The 14,709-nt window shown below is 61.4% G+C and carries 12 protein-coding genes; all 12 read left to right on the top strand.

What is annotated here, in order from left to right; translation table 11 throughout:
- The first annotated feature begins 1 nt into the window (after position 1).
- The 12 genes from AC6I8E_RS11780 to AC6I8E_RS11725 all read left to right on the top strand — a co-directional run bounded on the left by AC6I8E_RS11780 (position 2) and on the right by AC6I8E_RS11725 (position 14,682).
- A complete protein-coding gene (locus tag AC6I8E_RS11780; RefSeq protein ID WP_013358372.1) occupies positions 2-958 on the top strand; it encodes an ABC transporter permease in 957 nt (318 codons plus the stop codon).
- Positions 955-1,806, top strand: coding sequence for an ABC transporter permease (locus AC6I8E_RS11775; protein WP_095706960.1), 852 nt, complete (start codon positions 955-957; stop codon positions 1,804-1,806). The genes AC6I8E_RS11780 and AC6I8E_RS11775 overlap by 4 nt, the downstream gene beginning before the upstream one ends.
- Positions 1,803-3,467 carry an ABC transporter ATP-binding protein gene (locus AC6I8E_RS11770; RefSeq protein WP_497824007.1) on the top strand — a complete coding sequence of 555 codons (1,665 nt, stop codon included), beginning with the start codon at positions 1,803-1,805 and terminating at the stop codon, positions 3,465-3,467. Before AC6I8E_RS11775 ends, AC6I8E_RS11770 begins: the two co-directional genes overlap by 4 nt.
- Before the next feature lie 138 nt (positions 3,468-3,605).
- Positions 3,606-4,937 (top strand): NAD(P)/FAD-dependent oxidoreductase, encoded by a 1,332-nt coding sequence (locus AC6I8E_RS11765; protein WP_497824704.1) that lies wholly within the window; start codon positions 3,606-3,608, stop codon positions 4,935-4,937.
- A gap of 11 nt (positions 4,938-4,948) precedes the next feature.
- On the top strand, positions 4,949-5,791 hold the full coding sequence (locus AC6I8E_RS11760; protein WP_497824006.1) for a GNAT family N-acetyltransferase: 843 nt from the start codon (positions 4,949-4,951) through the stop codon (positions 5,789-5,791).
- A complete protein-coding gene (locus AC6I8E_RS11755; RefSeq protein WP_013358367.1) occupies positions 5,791-6,717 on the top strand; it encodes a 2-hydroxyacid dehydrogenase in 927 nt (308 codons plus the stop codon). The genes AC6I8E_RS11760 and AC6I8E_RS11755 overlap by 1 nt, the downstream gene beginning before the upstream one ends.
- A 1-nt stretch (position 6,718) precedes the next feature.
- Positions 6,719-7,852 (top strand): M20 aminoacylase family protein, encoded by a 1,134-nt coding sequence (locus AC6I8E_RS11750; RefSeq protein WP_497824005.1) that lies wholly within the window; start codon positions 6,719-6,721, stop codon positions 7,850-7,852.
- A gap of 113 nt (positions 7,853-7,965) precedes the next feature.
- Positions 7,966-9,282 carry a 4-aminobutyrate--2-oxoglutarate transaminase gene (gene gabT, locus AC6I8E_RS11745; protein WP_095706964.1) on the top strand — a complete coding sequence of 439 codons (1,317 nt, stop codon included), beginning with the start codon at positions 7,966-7,968 and terminating at the stop codon, positions 9,280-9,282.
- Positions 9,283-9,447: 165 nt separating this feature from the next.
- Positions 9,448-9,960: an Lrp/AsnC family transcriptional regulator gene (locus tag AC6I8E_RS11740; RefSeq protein ID WP_010247853.1), complete on the top strand. Its 513-nt coding sequence runs from the start codon at positions 9,448-9,450 to the stop codon at positions 9,958-9,960.
- 251 nt (positions 9,961-10,211) lie between these two features.
- Entirely contained in the window at positions 10,212-10,658 is a 447-nt protein-coding gene (locus tag AC6I8E_RS11735; RefSeq protein ID WP_095706965.1) for a GNAT family N-acetyltransferase, read from the top strand.
- A gap of 18 nt (positions 10,659-10,676) precedes the next feature.
- Entirely contained in the window at positions 10,677-12,722 is a 2,046-nt protein-coding gene (locus AC6I8E_RS11730) for a hydantoinase/oxoprolinase family protein (protein WP_497824004.1), read from the top strand.
- A 1-nt stretch (position 12,723) separates the two neighbouring features.
- A complete protein-coding gene (locus tag AC6I8E_RS11725; RefSeq protein ID WP_497824003.1) occupies positions 12,724-14,682 on the top strand; it encodes a hydantoinase B/oxoprolinase family protein in 1,959 nt (652 codons plus the stop codon).
- Positions 14,683-14,709 lie beyond the last annotated feature (27 nt).

Raw genomic sequence — 14,709 nt, 5'->3', positions numbered from 1 at the left:
GATGAACCGATACATGCTGTTCCTGATTGCCCGGCGCATTGGTGCTGGCATCCTGACGTTGCTTATCGTCTCGGCGGTGGTGTTTTTCATCACCAGCCTGCTGCCGGGTGACGCGGCGCAGATGATTCTCGGCCAGAACGCCACGCCGGAAACGGTGGCGGCGTTGCGGCAGCAGCTGGGTCTCGATCAGCCTCTACTGGTGCGCTATCTCCACTGGCTGACGGGTATGGTGCAGGGTGACTTTGGCATCTCGTTTGCCAGCCATCTGCCGGTCTCGCAGCTGGTGGCGCAGCGCATACCCGCCACCTTCGAACTGGCGGGCATCACCACGCTGATCTGCGTACCGCTGGCGCTGATTATCGGCATTATCGCGGCGATGAACCGCGGTTCAAGGCTCGATCGGGCGCTGGTTATCGGCACCATGGCGACGGTGGCCGTGCCGGAGTTCCTGGTCGCGACCGTGGCGGTGCTGATTTTCGCCGTCAAACTGCACTGGGTATCGGCGATGTCGTTCGGCAGTCCGGACAGCGACCTGCTGAGCTACCTCAAAGCCTATGCGCTGCCGGTGCTGACGCTCTGCTGCGTGCTGGTGGCGCAGATGGCCCGCATGACGCGGGCCGCCATTATCAACCAGCTCGACAGCCCCTACCTGGAGATGGCGCTGCTTAAAGGGGTGTCGCCGCTCCGCGCCGTGCTGCGTCACGCGCTGCCCAACGCGGTCGGACCCATCGCCAATGCGATCTCTCTCAGTCTCTCCTACCTGTTTGGCGGGGTGATCATCATCGAAACCATCTTCAGCTATCCCGGTCTGGCCAGCCAGCTGGTGGATGCGGTCAGCAACCGCGACCTGCCGGTGGTGCAGCTCTGCGTGATGCTGTTCGCCGCCTGCTACCTGGTTCTGCTGCTGGCGGCCGACATTCTGACTATCGCCTTTAACCCGAAATGGAGAAGCGCATGAATACACTCTTGTTGCCCTGGCGTTTCTTACAGTCGCTCTCCTGGTCGGGCCGGCTGGGTCTGATCATGTCGCTGTTCTGGCTGCTGATGGCGGTGTTTGGCACGCCACTGGCCCCGCACAGCATTGATGACATCGGCGGCGGCCCGCTGATGGGCGGCATGACGGTCGATAACCTGCTGGGGACCGACTACCTGGGGCGCGACATGCTGAGCCGTATCCTCTACGGCGCGAAGTTCTCCATCGGCCTGGCGCTGAGTGCGGCGCTGCTGGCCAGCCTGATCGGCACGCTGCTGGCCCTGCTGGCGGCGGTAACGGGACGCTGGCTGGAGGAGCTGCTGGGCCGCGTCAACGATGCCCTGCTGGTGCTGCCGGGCAAGGTACTGTCGCTGATGATTGTCGCGGTGTTTGGCTCCTCGCTGCCCATGCTGATCCTGACGGCGGTGTTCACCTACTGGCCGGGCGCATTCCGCATTGCTTTTGCCATGGCCAGCTCGCTGCGCAGCATGGACTACGTCCGGGCGTCACGGCTGCGGGGCGAAAGCCGCTGGTATATCGCCATTCACGATATCCTGCCTAACATGGTGCACCCGATGCTGACGGACTTTGGCCTGCGCTTTGTCTACATCGTGCTGCTGCTGAGCGGCCTGAGCTTCCTCGGCCTGGGGGTACAGCCGCCGTACGCCGACTGGGGCACGCTGGTACGTGAAAATATGCAGGGGCTGTTTGATGGCTCGCCCGCGGTACTGATGCCCGCACTGGCGATTGCCAGCCTGACCATTGGTGCCAACCTGTTTATTGACAGCCTGCAGGCGATGCGTCCGATGACGCTGGCGAAGGAGGGAGCATGAACGTGACACCACATACCGCTATGCCGGTGATTTCGGTAGATAAACTGCGCGTCACCGCGCAGACCGATCGCGGTGAAGAGCTCGACCTTGTGTCAGACATTCACTTCACGGTGCAGAAGGGCGAGGTGCTGGCGCTGATTGGCGAATCCGGCTCCGGAAAAACCACCATCGCCATGGCACTGATGGGCTATGCCCGCAACGGCTGCCGCATCGCTGAGGGCAATATTCACGTTGCCGGCACCGATGTGAACAGTCTGTCACCGGGCCAGCTGCGCGCGTTTCGCGGCAACAAGGTCGCCTATATCGCCCAGAGCGCCGCGGCGTCATTTAATCCGGGGATGAAGATCCTCGACCAGGTGATTGAGCCGGTGGTTATTCACGGCACGATGACCCGCAAAGACGCGAAAGCCAAAGCGATTGGCCTGTTCCGTGAGCTGGCGCTGCCCAATCCCGAGACCATTGGCGACCGGTTCCCGCACCAGGTATCGGGCGGTCAGTTACAGCGCCTGATGACGGCAATGGCGCTGATTGGCGATCCCGACGTCGTGATCCTGGATGAGCCCACGACCGCGCTGGATGTCACCACGCAGGTGGAAGTGTTGAAGGCGTTTCGCCGCGTGGTGGTGCAGCGCGGCGTCACCGCGATTTACGTCAGTCACGATCTGGCCGTGGTGGCACAGATGGCTGACCGGATTCTGGTGCTGCTGCGCGGTAAAATGGCGGAGTATGGCAGTACTGCGCACCTGATTGGCGCGCCGCAGGCGGAATACACGCGACTGCTGATGGAAGCGGCACGGCATAAAGAGCGGCCCAGCAACTGGTGTCCGGCCGCCGCCGATATTCAGCCGCTGCTGGAAGTGCGCGATCTCAATGCCGGTTACGGCCCGCGTGACAGCGACGGCCAGCCGAAAATACGCATTCTGGAGGAGATTAACCTTAAGCTGTGGAAAGGGCAGGCGATTGGCATCATCGGCGAGTCAGGCTCCGGCAAAACGACGCTGGCTCATGCGATTGCCGGTCTCAACGCGCCAAGCCACGGGCATATCCTGTTTAACGGCCACTATATTGCCGGCGATATGCAGAAACGTCCTGACAATGAGCTGCGGCGTATTCAGTATGTATTCCAGATGGCAGATACCGCTCTGAATCCGGCCCATAGCGTTGAGCGCATCCTGTCGCGACCGCTGACGCTGTTTCATGGCCTGAGCGGGGCAGCCCGGCAGCAGCGACTTTATCAGCTGCTGGATCTGGTGCAGCTGCCGCGCAGCGTGCTGTGGCGGCGCCCCTGGGCGCTCTCCGGCGGTCAGAAGCAGCGCGTCAATCTGGCGCGTGCGCTGGCAGCGGAGCCGGATCTGATTTTGTGCGATGAAGTGACCTCGGCGCTGGATACTGTGGTCGCCGCCGCCGTCCTCGACTTAATCAGCGAACTGCGTCGCGAACTGGGGCTTTCCGTGATCTTCATCAGCCACGACATGCATGCGGTGCGCGCGGTGTGCGACGAAATTGTGGTGATGAAAAGCGGTCGCATCGTCACCCAGCTGGCACGCAATGACTACGACAAGCCGACCAGCGAGTTGTATTTCGAGCGGCTGAAACGCGCGGTGCCGGAGCTGCGGCAGGGCTGGCTGGATGAACATGAAGAGATTTTAAAAGCGGAGTGAGTGGCCGCTGAGCCTTACGGGCAACTGAATTTATCCGTCTGCGCAGTACTGATGTGCAAGGCAGGCGGCGTGGGTCAGCGTACAGCGGCGATGTCGCCGTGCGCCAGACCCGATACTGACAACAGAGGTCATCTTGTTATGCCCGCACCGATTCGTTATGTACAGGACAGTGCTGACTTTCCCGATTCCGCCGATGTGGTGGTGATTGGCGCCGGTATCGCCGGTGCCGCCGCCACCTGGGAGCTGGCGAAGCAGGGAGTGAAGGTGGTGCTGATTGAAAAAGGGCTGGTTGGTGCTGAGCAGTCGAGCCGCAACTGGGGCTGGTGCCGCCAGCAAAACCGCGATGAGCGTGAATTGCCGCTGATTATCTATGCGCTGCAACGCTGGGGTGAGCTAAGTGAAGAAACCGGTGAAGAGCTGGGTTTCCGCCGCAGCGGGCTGGTCTACGCCACCCAGGAAGAGTCGGATATCGCGGCCTGGGATAAGTGGAACCAGATGGCGAAAGGCTATGGCATGCGCAGTTCGATTCTCACCGCAGAGCAGGCTAAAGCGATGACGCCCGGTAGCACCACAAACTGGCTGGGCGGTCTCTCGTCGCCGACCGATGGTCACGCTGAGCCGCGCCTGGCCGCACCGGGGCTGGTGGCGGGCGCGCAGAAAAAGGGTGCACTGCTGTTTCAGCAGTGCGCAGTCCGCGGGCTGGATATCGCCGCCGGACGGGTCAGCGGCGTCTGGACCGAGCGCGGTCTGATCAAAACCAGCCGGGTTATCTGTGCCGCCGGGGCCTGGACCTCCATGTTCTGCCGTCGTCACGGCATCGACCTGCCGCTGGGCAACGTGATTGGCACAGCGTTCCGCACGCAGCCTATTGAGCAGGCGATCGCCATGCCGCTCTACACACCGGGCTTTGCCTGTCGCCCACAACTGGATGGCAGCTATACTGTCTCAGTCTCAGGCCGCGGACGTCTGGAGCCGGGCGCTCAGGGGCTGCGCTATGCCCGTCAGTTCTATCCGACCTTTAAAAGCCGCCGCAAGAATCTGACCCTGAATCTCGGCCTGTCACCGTTCTTCAATGGCCCTGAAGCGATGGGGGGCTGGTCATTCGACCGCGAGTCGCCGTTTGAGCGGATGCGCATTCTCGATCCGGCAGCGGATGCAAAAATCGTGGAAGAGGGCCTGGCGGCAATGCGGCGTGAATATCCGGCGCTGGCGAATCTCCGGCTGGCGCAGTCGTGGGGCGGCATGATTGACAGCACCCCGGACGCGATTCCGGTGATCTCAACCGTGGCGAAACTGCCGGGGCTGGTGCTCTCGGCGGGTTACAGCGCCCACGGCTTCGGTATCGGACCGGGTGCCGGACGACTGGCGGCTGACCTTGCGACCGACGCCACACCCGTGGTTGATCCGACCCCGTACCGCTACAGCCGTCTGGTTGACGGCAGCGGACTTGACACGCCAGGCATGATGTAAGGAGAACGCGAATGAGCCTGACCATACGCGCAATGACGCCAGATGATATTGAAACGTGTTTCACCTTAACGCAGGTGCTGAAATGGCCCCATCGCCGTGAAGACTGGCAGCTGGCGCTGCAGCTGGGCGAGGGCACGGTAATAGAAGAGCAGGGCAAACTGATTGGCAGCGCTGTGCTCTGGCGCTGGGGTGACCATGCCGCCACGGTGGGACTGGTGATTATTGATAACCAGCAGCAGGGACGCGGCCTCGGCAAGCAGCTGATGCTGGTGCAGCTGGAAAAAGTGCCCGACGTCAACGTGCGTCTGCACGCCACCGAAATGGGCAAAGGGCTGTATGAAAAGCTCGGCTTTGTCAGCTGTGGTGAGATCCGCCAGCACCAGACGCGTGCCGTGACCACGCTGCCAGAGGTGGTGATCCCCGCGGGGCTGAAACTGCGCCCGGCGACGGCTGCCGATCATGGCACGCTGGTGACGCTGGATCAGCTGGCACACGGCATGCATCGCCCGGCGCTGATCGACCACCTGCTGCGCGACTGCCAGACAGTGATTTTAGAGGATGCGCAGCAGCAGATTCAGGGCTTTGCCAGCCTGCGCCGCTTTGGTCACGGCTGGGCGATAGGCCCGGTGATCGCCGCGGATTTCCCGATGGCTCAGGCACTGGTCGCCTCGCTGATGCAGTCGCTGCAGGGTGAATTTCTGCGCATTGACACCGACGCTGCGCTGCCGATGGCGGCCTGGCTTGAAAGTCTTGGTATTCCTCAGGTCGATGCGCCCACCACCATGGTGCGCGGCACGCCCTGGACGCCGCAGAGTATGCAGGCATTTGGACTGATGACGCAGGCGATGGCCTGATGCATATCGTCTATAAATCGGAGCCGGAACGAGGCCGGATCTGGCAGCGCTGGCTGGCGGAACATGCGCCTGATATTCAGCTGCATCTCTGGCCGGAGACCGGTGATCCGGAGCAGGTTGAGGCGCTGGTCGCCTGGCAGCCACCCGAAGACATTCCGGCGCTGTTTCCCCGGCTGAAACTGCTGTTCTCGGTGGGGGCGGGTGCCGACCAGTTTGACTTCAGCGCGCTGCCGCCTGACCTGCCGGTGATCAGAATGATCGAGCCGGGCCTGACGCAGGGCATGGTGGAATATGTCACCTTCGCGGTGCTCGGTCTGCATCGCGACATGCCGCGCTATTTCCATCAGCAACGGCAGCAGCAGTGGCAGCCTCATGCAGCCATACCTGCCGGGCAGCGTCGGGTCGGCGTGATGGGGCTGGGCGAACTGGGGCAGGCCGCGTTAGCGCAGCTGGTGGCGCTGGGCTTTGACTGCGCAGGCTGGAGCCGCACACCGCGCGAGTGCCCCGGCGTGCGCTGCTGGTACGGCAATGATCAACTCGCTGACTTCCTGGCGCACAGCGAGATTCTGGTCTGCCTGCTTCCGCTGACTGACACCACCCAGGGTTTACTGAATCAGTCGCTGTTCAGCCAGCTACCGCACGGCGCGGCGCTGGTACAGGCCGGGCGCGGCCCGCAGCTGAATGATGATGATCTGCTGAGGGCACTGGAGAGCGGTCAGCTGCGTGCCGCCGTCGTTGACGTCACCGATCCGGAGCCGTTACCGCCGGGCCATCCCTTCTGGCACCATCCCGCCATCTGGCTGACGCCGCACATTGCCAGCCAGACGCAGAATGAGAGCGCCATTGCGGCCCTGCTGGAGAACCTGCGGCGCTACCAGCGTGGCGAGCCGCTGCACGGTGAGATTGACCGTTCGCGAGGATATTAAGATGGAACATTTAGTCGCACTGCGCCGCGACCTGCATGCGCACCCGGAACTGGGTTTTCAGGAGCAGCGCACCAGCGACATCGTGGCGAACTTCCTGCACCAGCTGGGCATTGAGGTGCATCGCGGCATCGGTAAAACCGGCGTGGTCGGGATACTGAAGAAGGGCAGCAGTGAACGCATGATTGGCCTGCGCGCCGACATGGATGCGCTGCCGATGCAGGACCAGAGCGGCACGGAATGGCAAAGTCAGGCAGAGCAGGTGAGTCATGCCTGTGGCCACGACGGCCATATGGTGATGCTGCTGGGTGCCGCTGAAAAACTGGCGCGGGACGTCAGCTTTGACGGCAGCGTCTGCTTTATCTTCCAGCCAGCCGAAGAGGGACTGGCGGGTGCAAAAGCGATGATCGACGACGGTCTGTTCAGCCGCTTTCCCTGTGAGGCGGTCTACGCCATTCACAACTGGCCGGAACTGCCGCTCGGTCAGGTACAGACCCGCCCTGGCCCGATTATGGCAGCAGCCGACCGCTTTGATATCCGGGTGCTGGGCGGCGGCGGTCACGCCGCACAGCCTCACCTGACGCGTGACACTTTGCTGGCGACCAGTGAACTGGTGGTGCAGCTCAATACGCTGGTTTCACGCGCACTCGACCCGTGCGAAACCGCGCTGCTTACCGTCACACGGATGCAAGGCGGCTTTTCACACAACATGATCCCGGCCGAGGCGAGTATCACCGGCACGGTGCGTACCTTCAGCCCTGCGGCGCAGGATACGATTGAAGCACGGCTGCGCCAGATGGCGGAGCACGTCGCGGCGGCTCATGGGTTGCACGCAGAAGTGAGCTATCAGCGTTACTACCCGGCGACGGTGAACAGCGCGACGGAAGCGCAGTTTTGCCTGGAAGCGCTGACGCAGGCAGATATCCCGGCTGACACCGCGGCCAGACCCGCGCTCACCTCGGAAGATTTCGCTTTTATGCTGCAGGCGCGTCCCGGAGCCTATCTGTGGCTGGGATCGGCACCCTGTAAGCCATTGCACCATGCCGCATATGACTTCAACGATGCGCTGATCCCGTATGGCGTTAACGTTTTTGTCGCGCTGGTGCGTCAGGCGCTGGCAGAGAAATTTCCCTGCTGAATGCAGCGGGATTTTGACAGGAAATGCCGCTGCCTGGGGAATTACGGCAGCGTGAGAAACCAGCGGGTTGCGATACTTGAGCCAACCGAACGTTACGTGGATGAGGGTTTAAAATGCAGAATGTCATGGCAGAGCAGCAAGCATACTCCGATAACAGCCTGTTACTGGATGCACGCGAGCAGAACGTGCCGCGCGGTGTAGTGACCGCCCATCCGCTGGTGATTGAACGCGCCAGAGGCAGTGAAGTGTGGGACGTTGAGGGCAATCGCTATCTCGACTTTGTTGGCGGCATCGGCGTGCTGAATGTCGGCCACAATCACCCGGCGGTAGTCAATGCGGTGACCCGCCAGCTTGGTCTGGTGTCACACGCCTGTTTTCAGGTGGTGGCCTATCCGGGCTACATTGAGCTGGCGCAGCGGCTGAACAAACTGGTGGGCGGCGATGAGGCGTACAAAAGTGTCTTCTTCACCAGCGGCGCGGAAGCGGTGGAAAATGCGGTGAAGATTGCCCGCTCTCACACCCAGCGCCCCGGCATTATCGCGTTTGATGGCGCGTTTCATGGCCGCACCCTGCTGGGCATTACCCTGACCGGCATGTCCGCGCCATACAAACAGAATTTTGGCCCGTTCCCCGGCGACATCTATCGTCTGCCCTTCCCGAATCCACTGCACGGCGTGACGGAAGCGGACTGTCTGAAGGCGCTGGATCAGCTGTTCGCGGTACAGATCCTGCCTGAGCGTGTGGCGGCGATTATCATCGAGCCGGTTCAGGGCGATGGCGGCTTCCTGCCCGCCGGACCAGCCTTTATGCAGGCGCTGCGTCGCATTACCAGCCAGCACGGCATTCTGCTGATTTGTGATGAAGTGCAGTCCGGCTTCGGACGTACCGGCACGATGTTCGCCTTCCAGCAACTGGGTATCAAACCGGATTTGATCACTCTGGCAAAAAGCCTGGGCGGCGGTCTGCCGATTTCCGGCGTGGTGGGACGGGCGGCGATCATGGATGCGCCTACGCCTGGCGGCTTAGGCGGCACCTACGGCGGCAACGCACTGGGCTGTGCGGCAGCGCTGGCGGTGCTGGATCTGTTTGAACAGGAGAACCTGCTGCAGCGTTCCTGTCAGCTCGGCGAACAGCTCAATGCCCGTCTGCGACAGCTGGCGGATAAATATGCCTGCATCGGTGACGTGCGCGGCGTGGGCTTCATGCAGGCGGTGGAAATTCTCGATTTCGAAACCGGTCGTCCCGATGCGGCGCTGACTCAGAAGATCCTCGACAGCGCCTGTCAGGAAGGCCTGCTGCTGATCAAGTGCGGCCTGCATCGCAACACTATCCGTTTCCTGGCACCGCTGGTCACCACCGACTCACAGCTGGAAGAGGCGCTGCATATTTTCGATATTGCGCTGGCCCGTGCCACCGGTCGGCTGGGTTAAGCCGCATTCCTCATTGATTTTGTTAGAGTAATTTGAAAATCTCCCGCTGGTATAACCACTGCGAAGCGCTGGCGCGTTTACGGTAAAGCATGTTATATCTTCGGGAGGTTCTGAACATTTGATTGAGCGCCTGGCCCAACAGGCTCTGACAATGAGGGGGGTGCTATGAACGGCTTAATGAAACTCGACCGCATCGACATCAACATCCTGGTGCAACTCCAGAAAGATGGCCGTATCAGCAACGTTAACCTCGCCGACGCCGTAGGTCTCTCGCCCAGCCCCTGTCTGCAACGGGTCAAACGTCTGGAACAGGCCGGTTTTATCACCGGTTATGAAGCGCACATTAATCTCACCCGCATCACCGATTCAGTAACCGTCTTTACCGAAGTCACCCTGTCCGGCCATCGCCGCGAAGACTTTATGAAATTTGAAAGTGCGATGCGCGACGTCGATGAACTGATGGAGTGCCATTTGATCACCGGCGGCTATGACTATCTGCTGCGCTTTATTACCCGCAGCATTGAACATTACCAGGAAGTGATTGAGAAGATGCTCGACGCGCAGATCGGCATCGATAAGTACTTCAGCTATATCGTCATCAAATCCCCCATCATGAAAAGCAGCGTGCCGTTACGATCGCTCATCGGCAAACATAACTCAGTCGAATTCGGCGTATAACGGCTGGCCGCCCCTCGCCACCTCCCCGGTGGAGAGGGCGGCCACACGCATTGTCTCTGTCTGCTGTTCACCACACCCGCCTTTGCTCACAGACCGGCTTCCTGCCCCTTTAACCTTTGCGATTTTTCCCTCAGCATAAAATTTTTTCCCTGCCCAAAAATCAGTCGCTCTGTCCGGTTTTGGCGCGTGCTACGGCCTCAATCGTTGAGCGAACCCTTTTACACTGAATTCAACCGATACAAGGAGTTGTCATGGACTCATTACAGATTGCTGACCAGCAGTGGCAGCGCGATACGTTCACTGTTTCTACCGATCGCCAGCGGCTCGATCTGGCCTGGATCCACATTCAGCTGGCGGAGAAGTCCTACTGGGCTAAAGGCCAGCCGGAAGCGAAAACCCGGCGGGCGATTGCCGGTTCGCTGCCGTTTGGCCTCTATCACCAGCAGGAACAGATTGGCTTTGCCCGACTGATCACCGACTACACCCGCTTTGGCTGGCTGTGCGACGTGATGATTGATGAACACTGGCGTGGTCACGGGCTGGGCAGCTGGCTGGCGACCTGCGTCCGGAAACACCCGGAGCTGCAAACGGTGCATCGCTGGATGCTCTCGACCCAGGATGCGCATCAGGTCTACCAGCGGCTCGGCTGGCGTGTGGTGCAACATCCCGAGACGCTGATGGAATTTCCCCCTTCCTGACACTGGAGTTAACCCGATATGCGATACCGCGTTGGCGTGGATATTGGTGGTTCCTTTACCGATTTCGCCGTGCTCGATCAGCAAACGAACCAGATCCACACCCTGAAGGTCCTGTCGCGACCGGATAAGCCTGGCAGCGAAATCTTAACCGGACTGGCGCAGTTTCAGCAGCAGCAGGGCATTGATCCCGCTGAAATTGGCTACTTCACTCACGGCACCACGGTAGGCATCAACGCGGTGATCCAGCGGCGCGGCGTGCGGCTGGCGCTGTTTGCCACCGAGGGCTTCTGCGATGTGCTGGACCTGGCCCGGCTGAAAATCCCGCATATCCATGACCTTTTCTCACGGCGTGCCGCACCGCTGATTACCCGCGACAGGGTATTTGCTATCCGCGAACGCAGCGACGCGCAGGGCAACATACTGCAACCCGTGGATCGCCAGAGCGTGCTCGACGCTATCGAACAGGCACGCGCCGCCGGCTGTCAGGGCATCGTGGTCTCGCTGCTGCACAGTTATCGTAACCGGCACAATGAAGCGACGGTAAAAGCGATTATCGATGAGGTGGCGCCTGAACTGCTGACCTCCTGTTCCGCCGACATCTGGCCGATCATCCGCGAATATGAACGCACTATTACCGCCACCATCAACGCCTACGTGCAGCCGATGGTGATCCACTACCTGGAATCCTTTGAGCAGGCGCTGAAAAGGCTTGGCGTGAAGCCGCCGCCGCGCATTACTAAATCCAACGGCGGGGTGATGGGCGTTGACCAGGCGAAGCGCGAATGCGTGCAGATGGTGCTCTCCGGCACCGCCTCCGGCGTGATTGGTGCCAGCTATCTCGCCAGCACCTGCGGTTTTGACAAAATTCTCAGCCTGGATATCGGCGGCACCAGCGCCGACGTGGCGGTGATCATCGACGGCAAGGTGGCGCAGGGCAACGGCGAAATCATCGGAGATTTCCCGATCTTTATTCCTTCCGTCGCCGTGACCTCGGTGGGTCAGGGCGGCGGCTCGCTGGCGTGGATTGATGGGCAGGGCGTATTGCAGATGGGGCCGGACAGCGCCGGTTCGCTGCCGGGTCCGGTCTGCTTCCAGCGCGGCGGCACGCAGCCGACCGCCACCGATGCCTTTGCCGCCTGCGGCATGATGGGCCACGGTGCGCTGGGTTATGACGCGGTGACGGTGGATGTCGTCGCCGCCTGTTCGGCCTGGCAGCCGCTGGCGGATGCGCTCGCTATTTCGGTCGAAGAAACCGCCGAAACCGCTATCCAGCTGGCCATTTCCAGCATGTACAGCGACACCAGCGGCCTGCTGTCGCGCTTTGGCCTCGACCCGCGTGAATTCTGGTTCCTGGCCTTTGGCGGCGCCGGGCCGATGATGGGCTGTTTTCTCGCCCGCGAACTGAACATGAAAGGGGTGATCGTGCCGCCGACGCCGGGCGTGCTCTCCGCGCTGGGCGGGCTGGTGGCGGACATCCGCAACGACTTTATCCGCACGCTCTACGGCGATCTGACGCCTGCGCTGGCCGACACCTTAGCCAGTGAAGCCGAAGCCTTGCAGCAGCGCGCCTGCGGCTGGCTGGCGCAGGAGCACGGCAGCGACATGTCATACAGCCTGCAGTTCAGCGCGGATATGCGCTATCGCGGTCAGTCGTTTGAGATCGACGTGCCGCTGGAGGCGAGCTGGCTGACGCAGGCGGACTTCGCTGCGCTGCATGATGCCTTTGATCGCCAGCATCAACAGCTGTTTGGTCATTGTGACCCGCAGGCACCGGTGCAGTTGATCAACCTGCGGCTGGTCATCGCCTCGCCGACGCCGAAACCGGTGATCAACACACTTCCCCCCGCCACAGCACCCGTACCGGTGCTGAAACAGACCCGAGCCTGGATCGACGGCGGCTGGCATCAGGTCGATTTAGTGCTGCGTTCGATGCTGCGCGCCGGACATCAGCTCAGTGGGCCGGTCATCATCGCCCAGGACGATTGCACCACCTGCGTGCCGCCCGGCATGGGCGTCACGGTCGATTCATTCGGTAACCTGCTGATCACGGCGAACGAGGCATAACATGGCGATTGACGGACGTAACTTACAGATCCTGGCGAACTACTGCGCTGCTGCGGCCGATGCGATGGCCTTTACGCTGATGCGCACCGCGCACTCCACCTTTGTGAAAGAGACGGAAGATTTCTCCTGTCAGATTGTCAGCCGCAGCGGGCTGGCGTTTGCCTCGCCGCGCAGCTTTGGCGCGCCCTGGTACAGCGGCATTGACTATGCACCGGTGCTGGCGCTGATAGAGGAGTACGCCGAGGGCGATATCTGCATTACCAACGACGCCTATGCTGGCAACGTGGCGACTCATTCGCCCGATATCCACATCTGGAAGCCGGTGTTCCATCAGGGCAAAATCGTCTGTTTCGTGGTGGGCCACATTCATAACACTGACGTCGGCGGCGCAGTGCCTGCCTCGCTGTCGCGCTCGCTGACCGATATCGTGCAGGAGGGGATCCGCATCCCGCCGCTGAAAATCATGCAACAGGGGCAGCTCAATGAAGAGGTCGCCAGCATTATGCGGCTCAACGTGCGGGTACCGGACCAGAACTGGGGCGACTTCAAGGCGCAGCTGGCGTCGGTGAACGTGGGCGAGCGCAAAATCCACGACATCATTGCCCGCTTTGGCATCGATGATTTTTTGCAGGGCATTGAGGGCATTCTCGATTACGCCGAAGCGCAGGCGCGCAGCATTATCAGCACCATTCCCGACGGGGAATATTTTTATGCCGACTACGCCGATGAAGATGGTGAGGGCGGTTATCCCTGCCGCATCGCCATTACGCTGCGGGTGCAGGGCGATCGGCTGGAGCTGGACTACACCGGCAGCGACCCACAGCTGGCGTCGTCGCTGAACATGCCGACCGGCGGGCGCGAGCGGCATCCGCTGGCGCTGGTGGGCGTTACCTATGTGCTTTCTACATTGGATCGTTCACTGCTGCTCAACGCCGGAACGCTGCGGCCGACCCGGGCGATTCTGCCGCCTGGCACGGTAATGAACTGCGAAGCGCCCGCAGCGGTGGGGATGCGCTCGCTGACCTGTGCGCTGTCACAGATTGCGACGATTGGCGTTTTCTCGCTGGCGATGCCGGAGCGTCTGCCCGCCAATTCACCGGGCGGCAACTCGATCATGAACATCCGTACCCAGACGCACAACCGCAGCGTGGTCGCCTCACTGGGGCCGGTGGGCGGTGGCGCGGGCGGCACGCCGCGTCATGACGGACCCGACGGTTCCGGCGGCCTGTCTGCCTTCCTGAAAAATACCCCGATTGAGATCAACGAAGCGGAAGTGCCGATTCGCTTCCATCGCTACGGACTGGCGCAGGACAGCGCCGGGGCCGGTCGCTATCGCGGCGGCTTAGCCACCGAAATGGCGTTTGAGATTTTCTCGCCCAACACCACCATTACCGCGCGCAACCGTAACCGGTCGGTGTTTGCCTCGGCGGGTGTAGTGGGCGGGCAGAGCGGCGCGCTGTCGACCTTCCGTACCCGGCGCAACGGTGAAGTTATTAATCACGGTAACACCGATGTGATCCACTGCCAGCCGGGTGATGTGGTCGACGTGCGCGGACCCGGCGCGGGCGGTTACGGCCTGCCATCGCAGCGCGATAGTGAGGCAGTCATGCAGGATGTGCGCTGTGGCTATCTCAGCGTGGCGGCGGCCAGAGCGCAGTATGGCGTGGTGGTGACAGATAACCGCGTGGATCGTGAAGCCACAGAACGCCTGCGCGCTGACATGCCACAGCATCCAGTGCATCATTTTGAGCACGGCGAAGCACGCCAGCGCTTCGAAACGCTCTGGACGCCACAGCGTTATCAGTTGCTGACCGCCTTTCTGGCCAGCGCGCCGGTGAGCTGGCGTCACTTCCTGAAAATCCAGGTATTCCGGGCGGTGGAGGAGACAGGCGAAACGGCGGATATGAATCAAATATTCAGTGATTTGCGTCAGCGATACCCGGCAATGGCGAACAGTTGACGGCGATGGCTCATCGTCTACTACGCT

It is taken from the genome of Pantoea sp. X-Soil-YNGN-785 (assembly GCF_059730585.1).
This window is presented reverse-complemented; position numbering and strand designations above follow the sequence as displayed.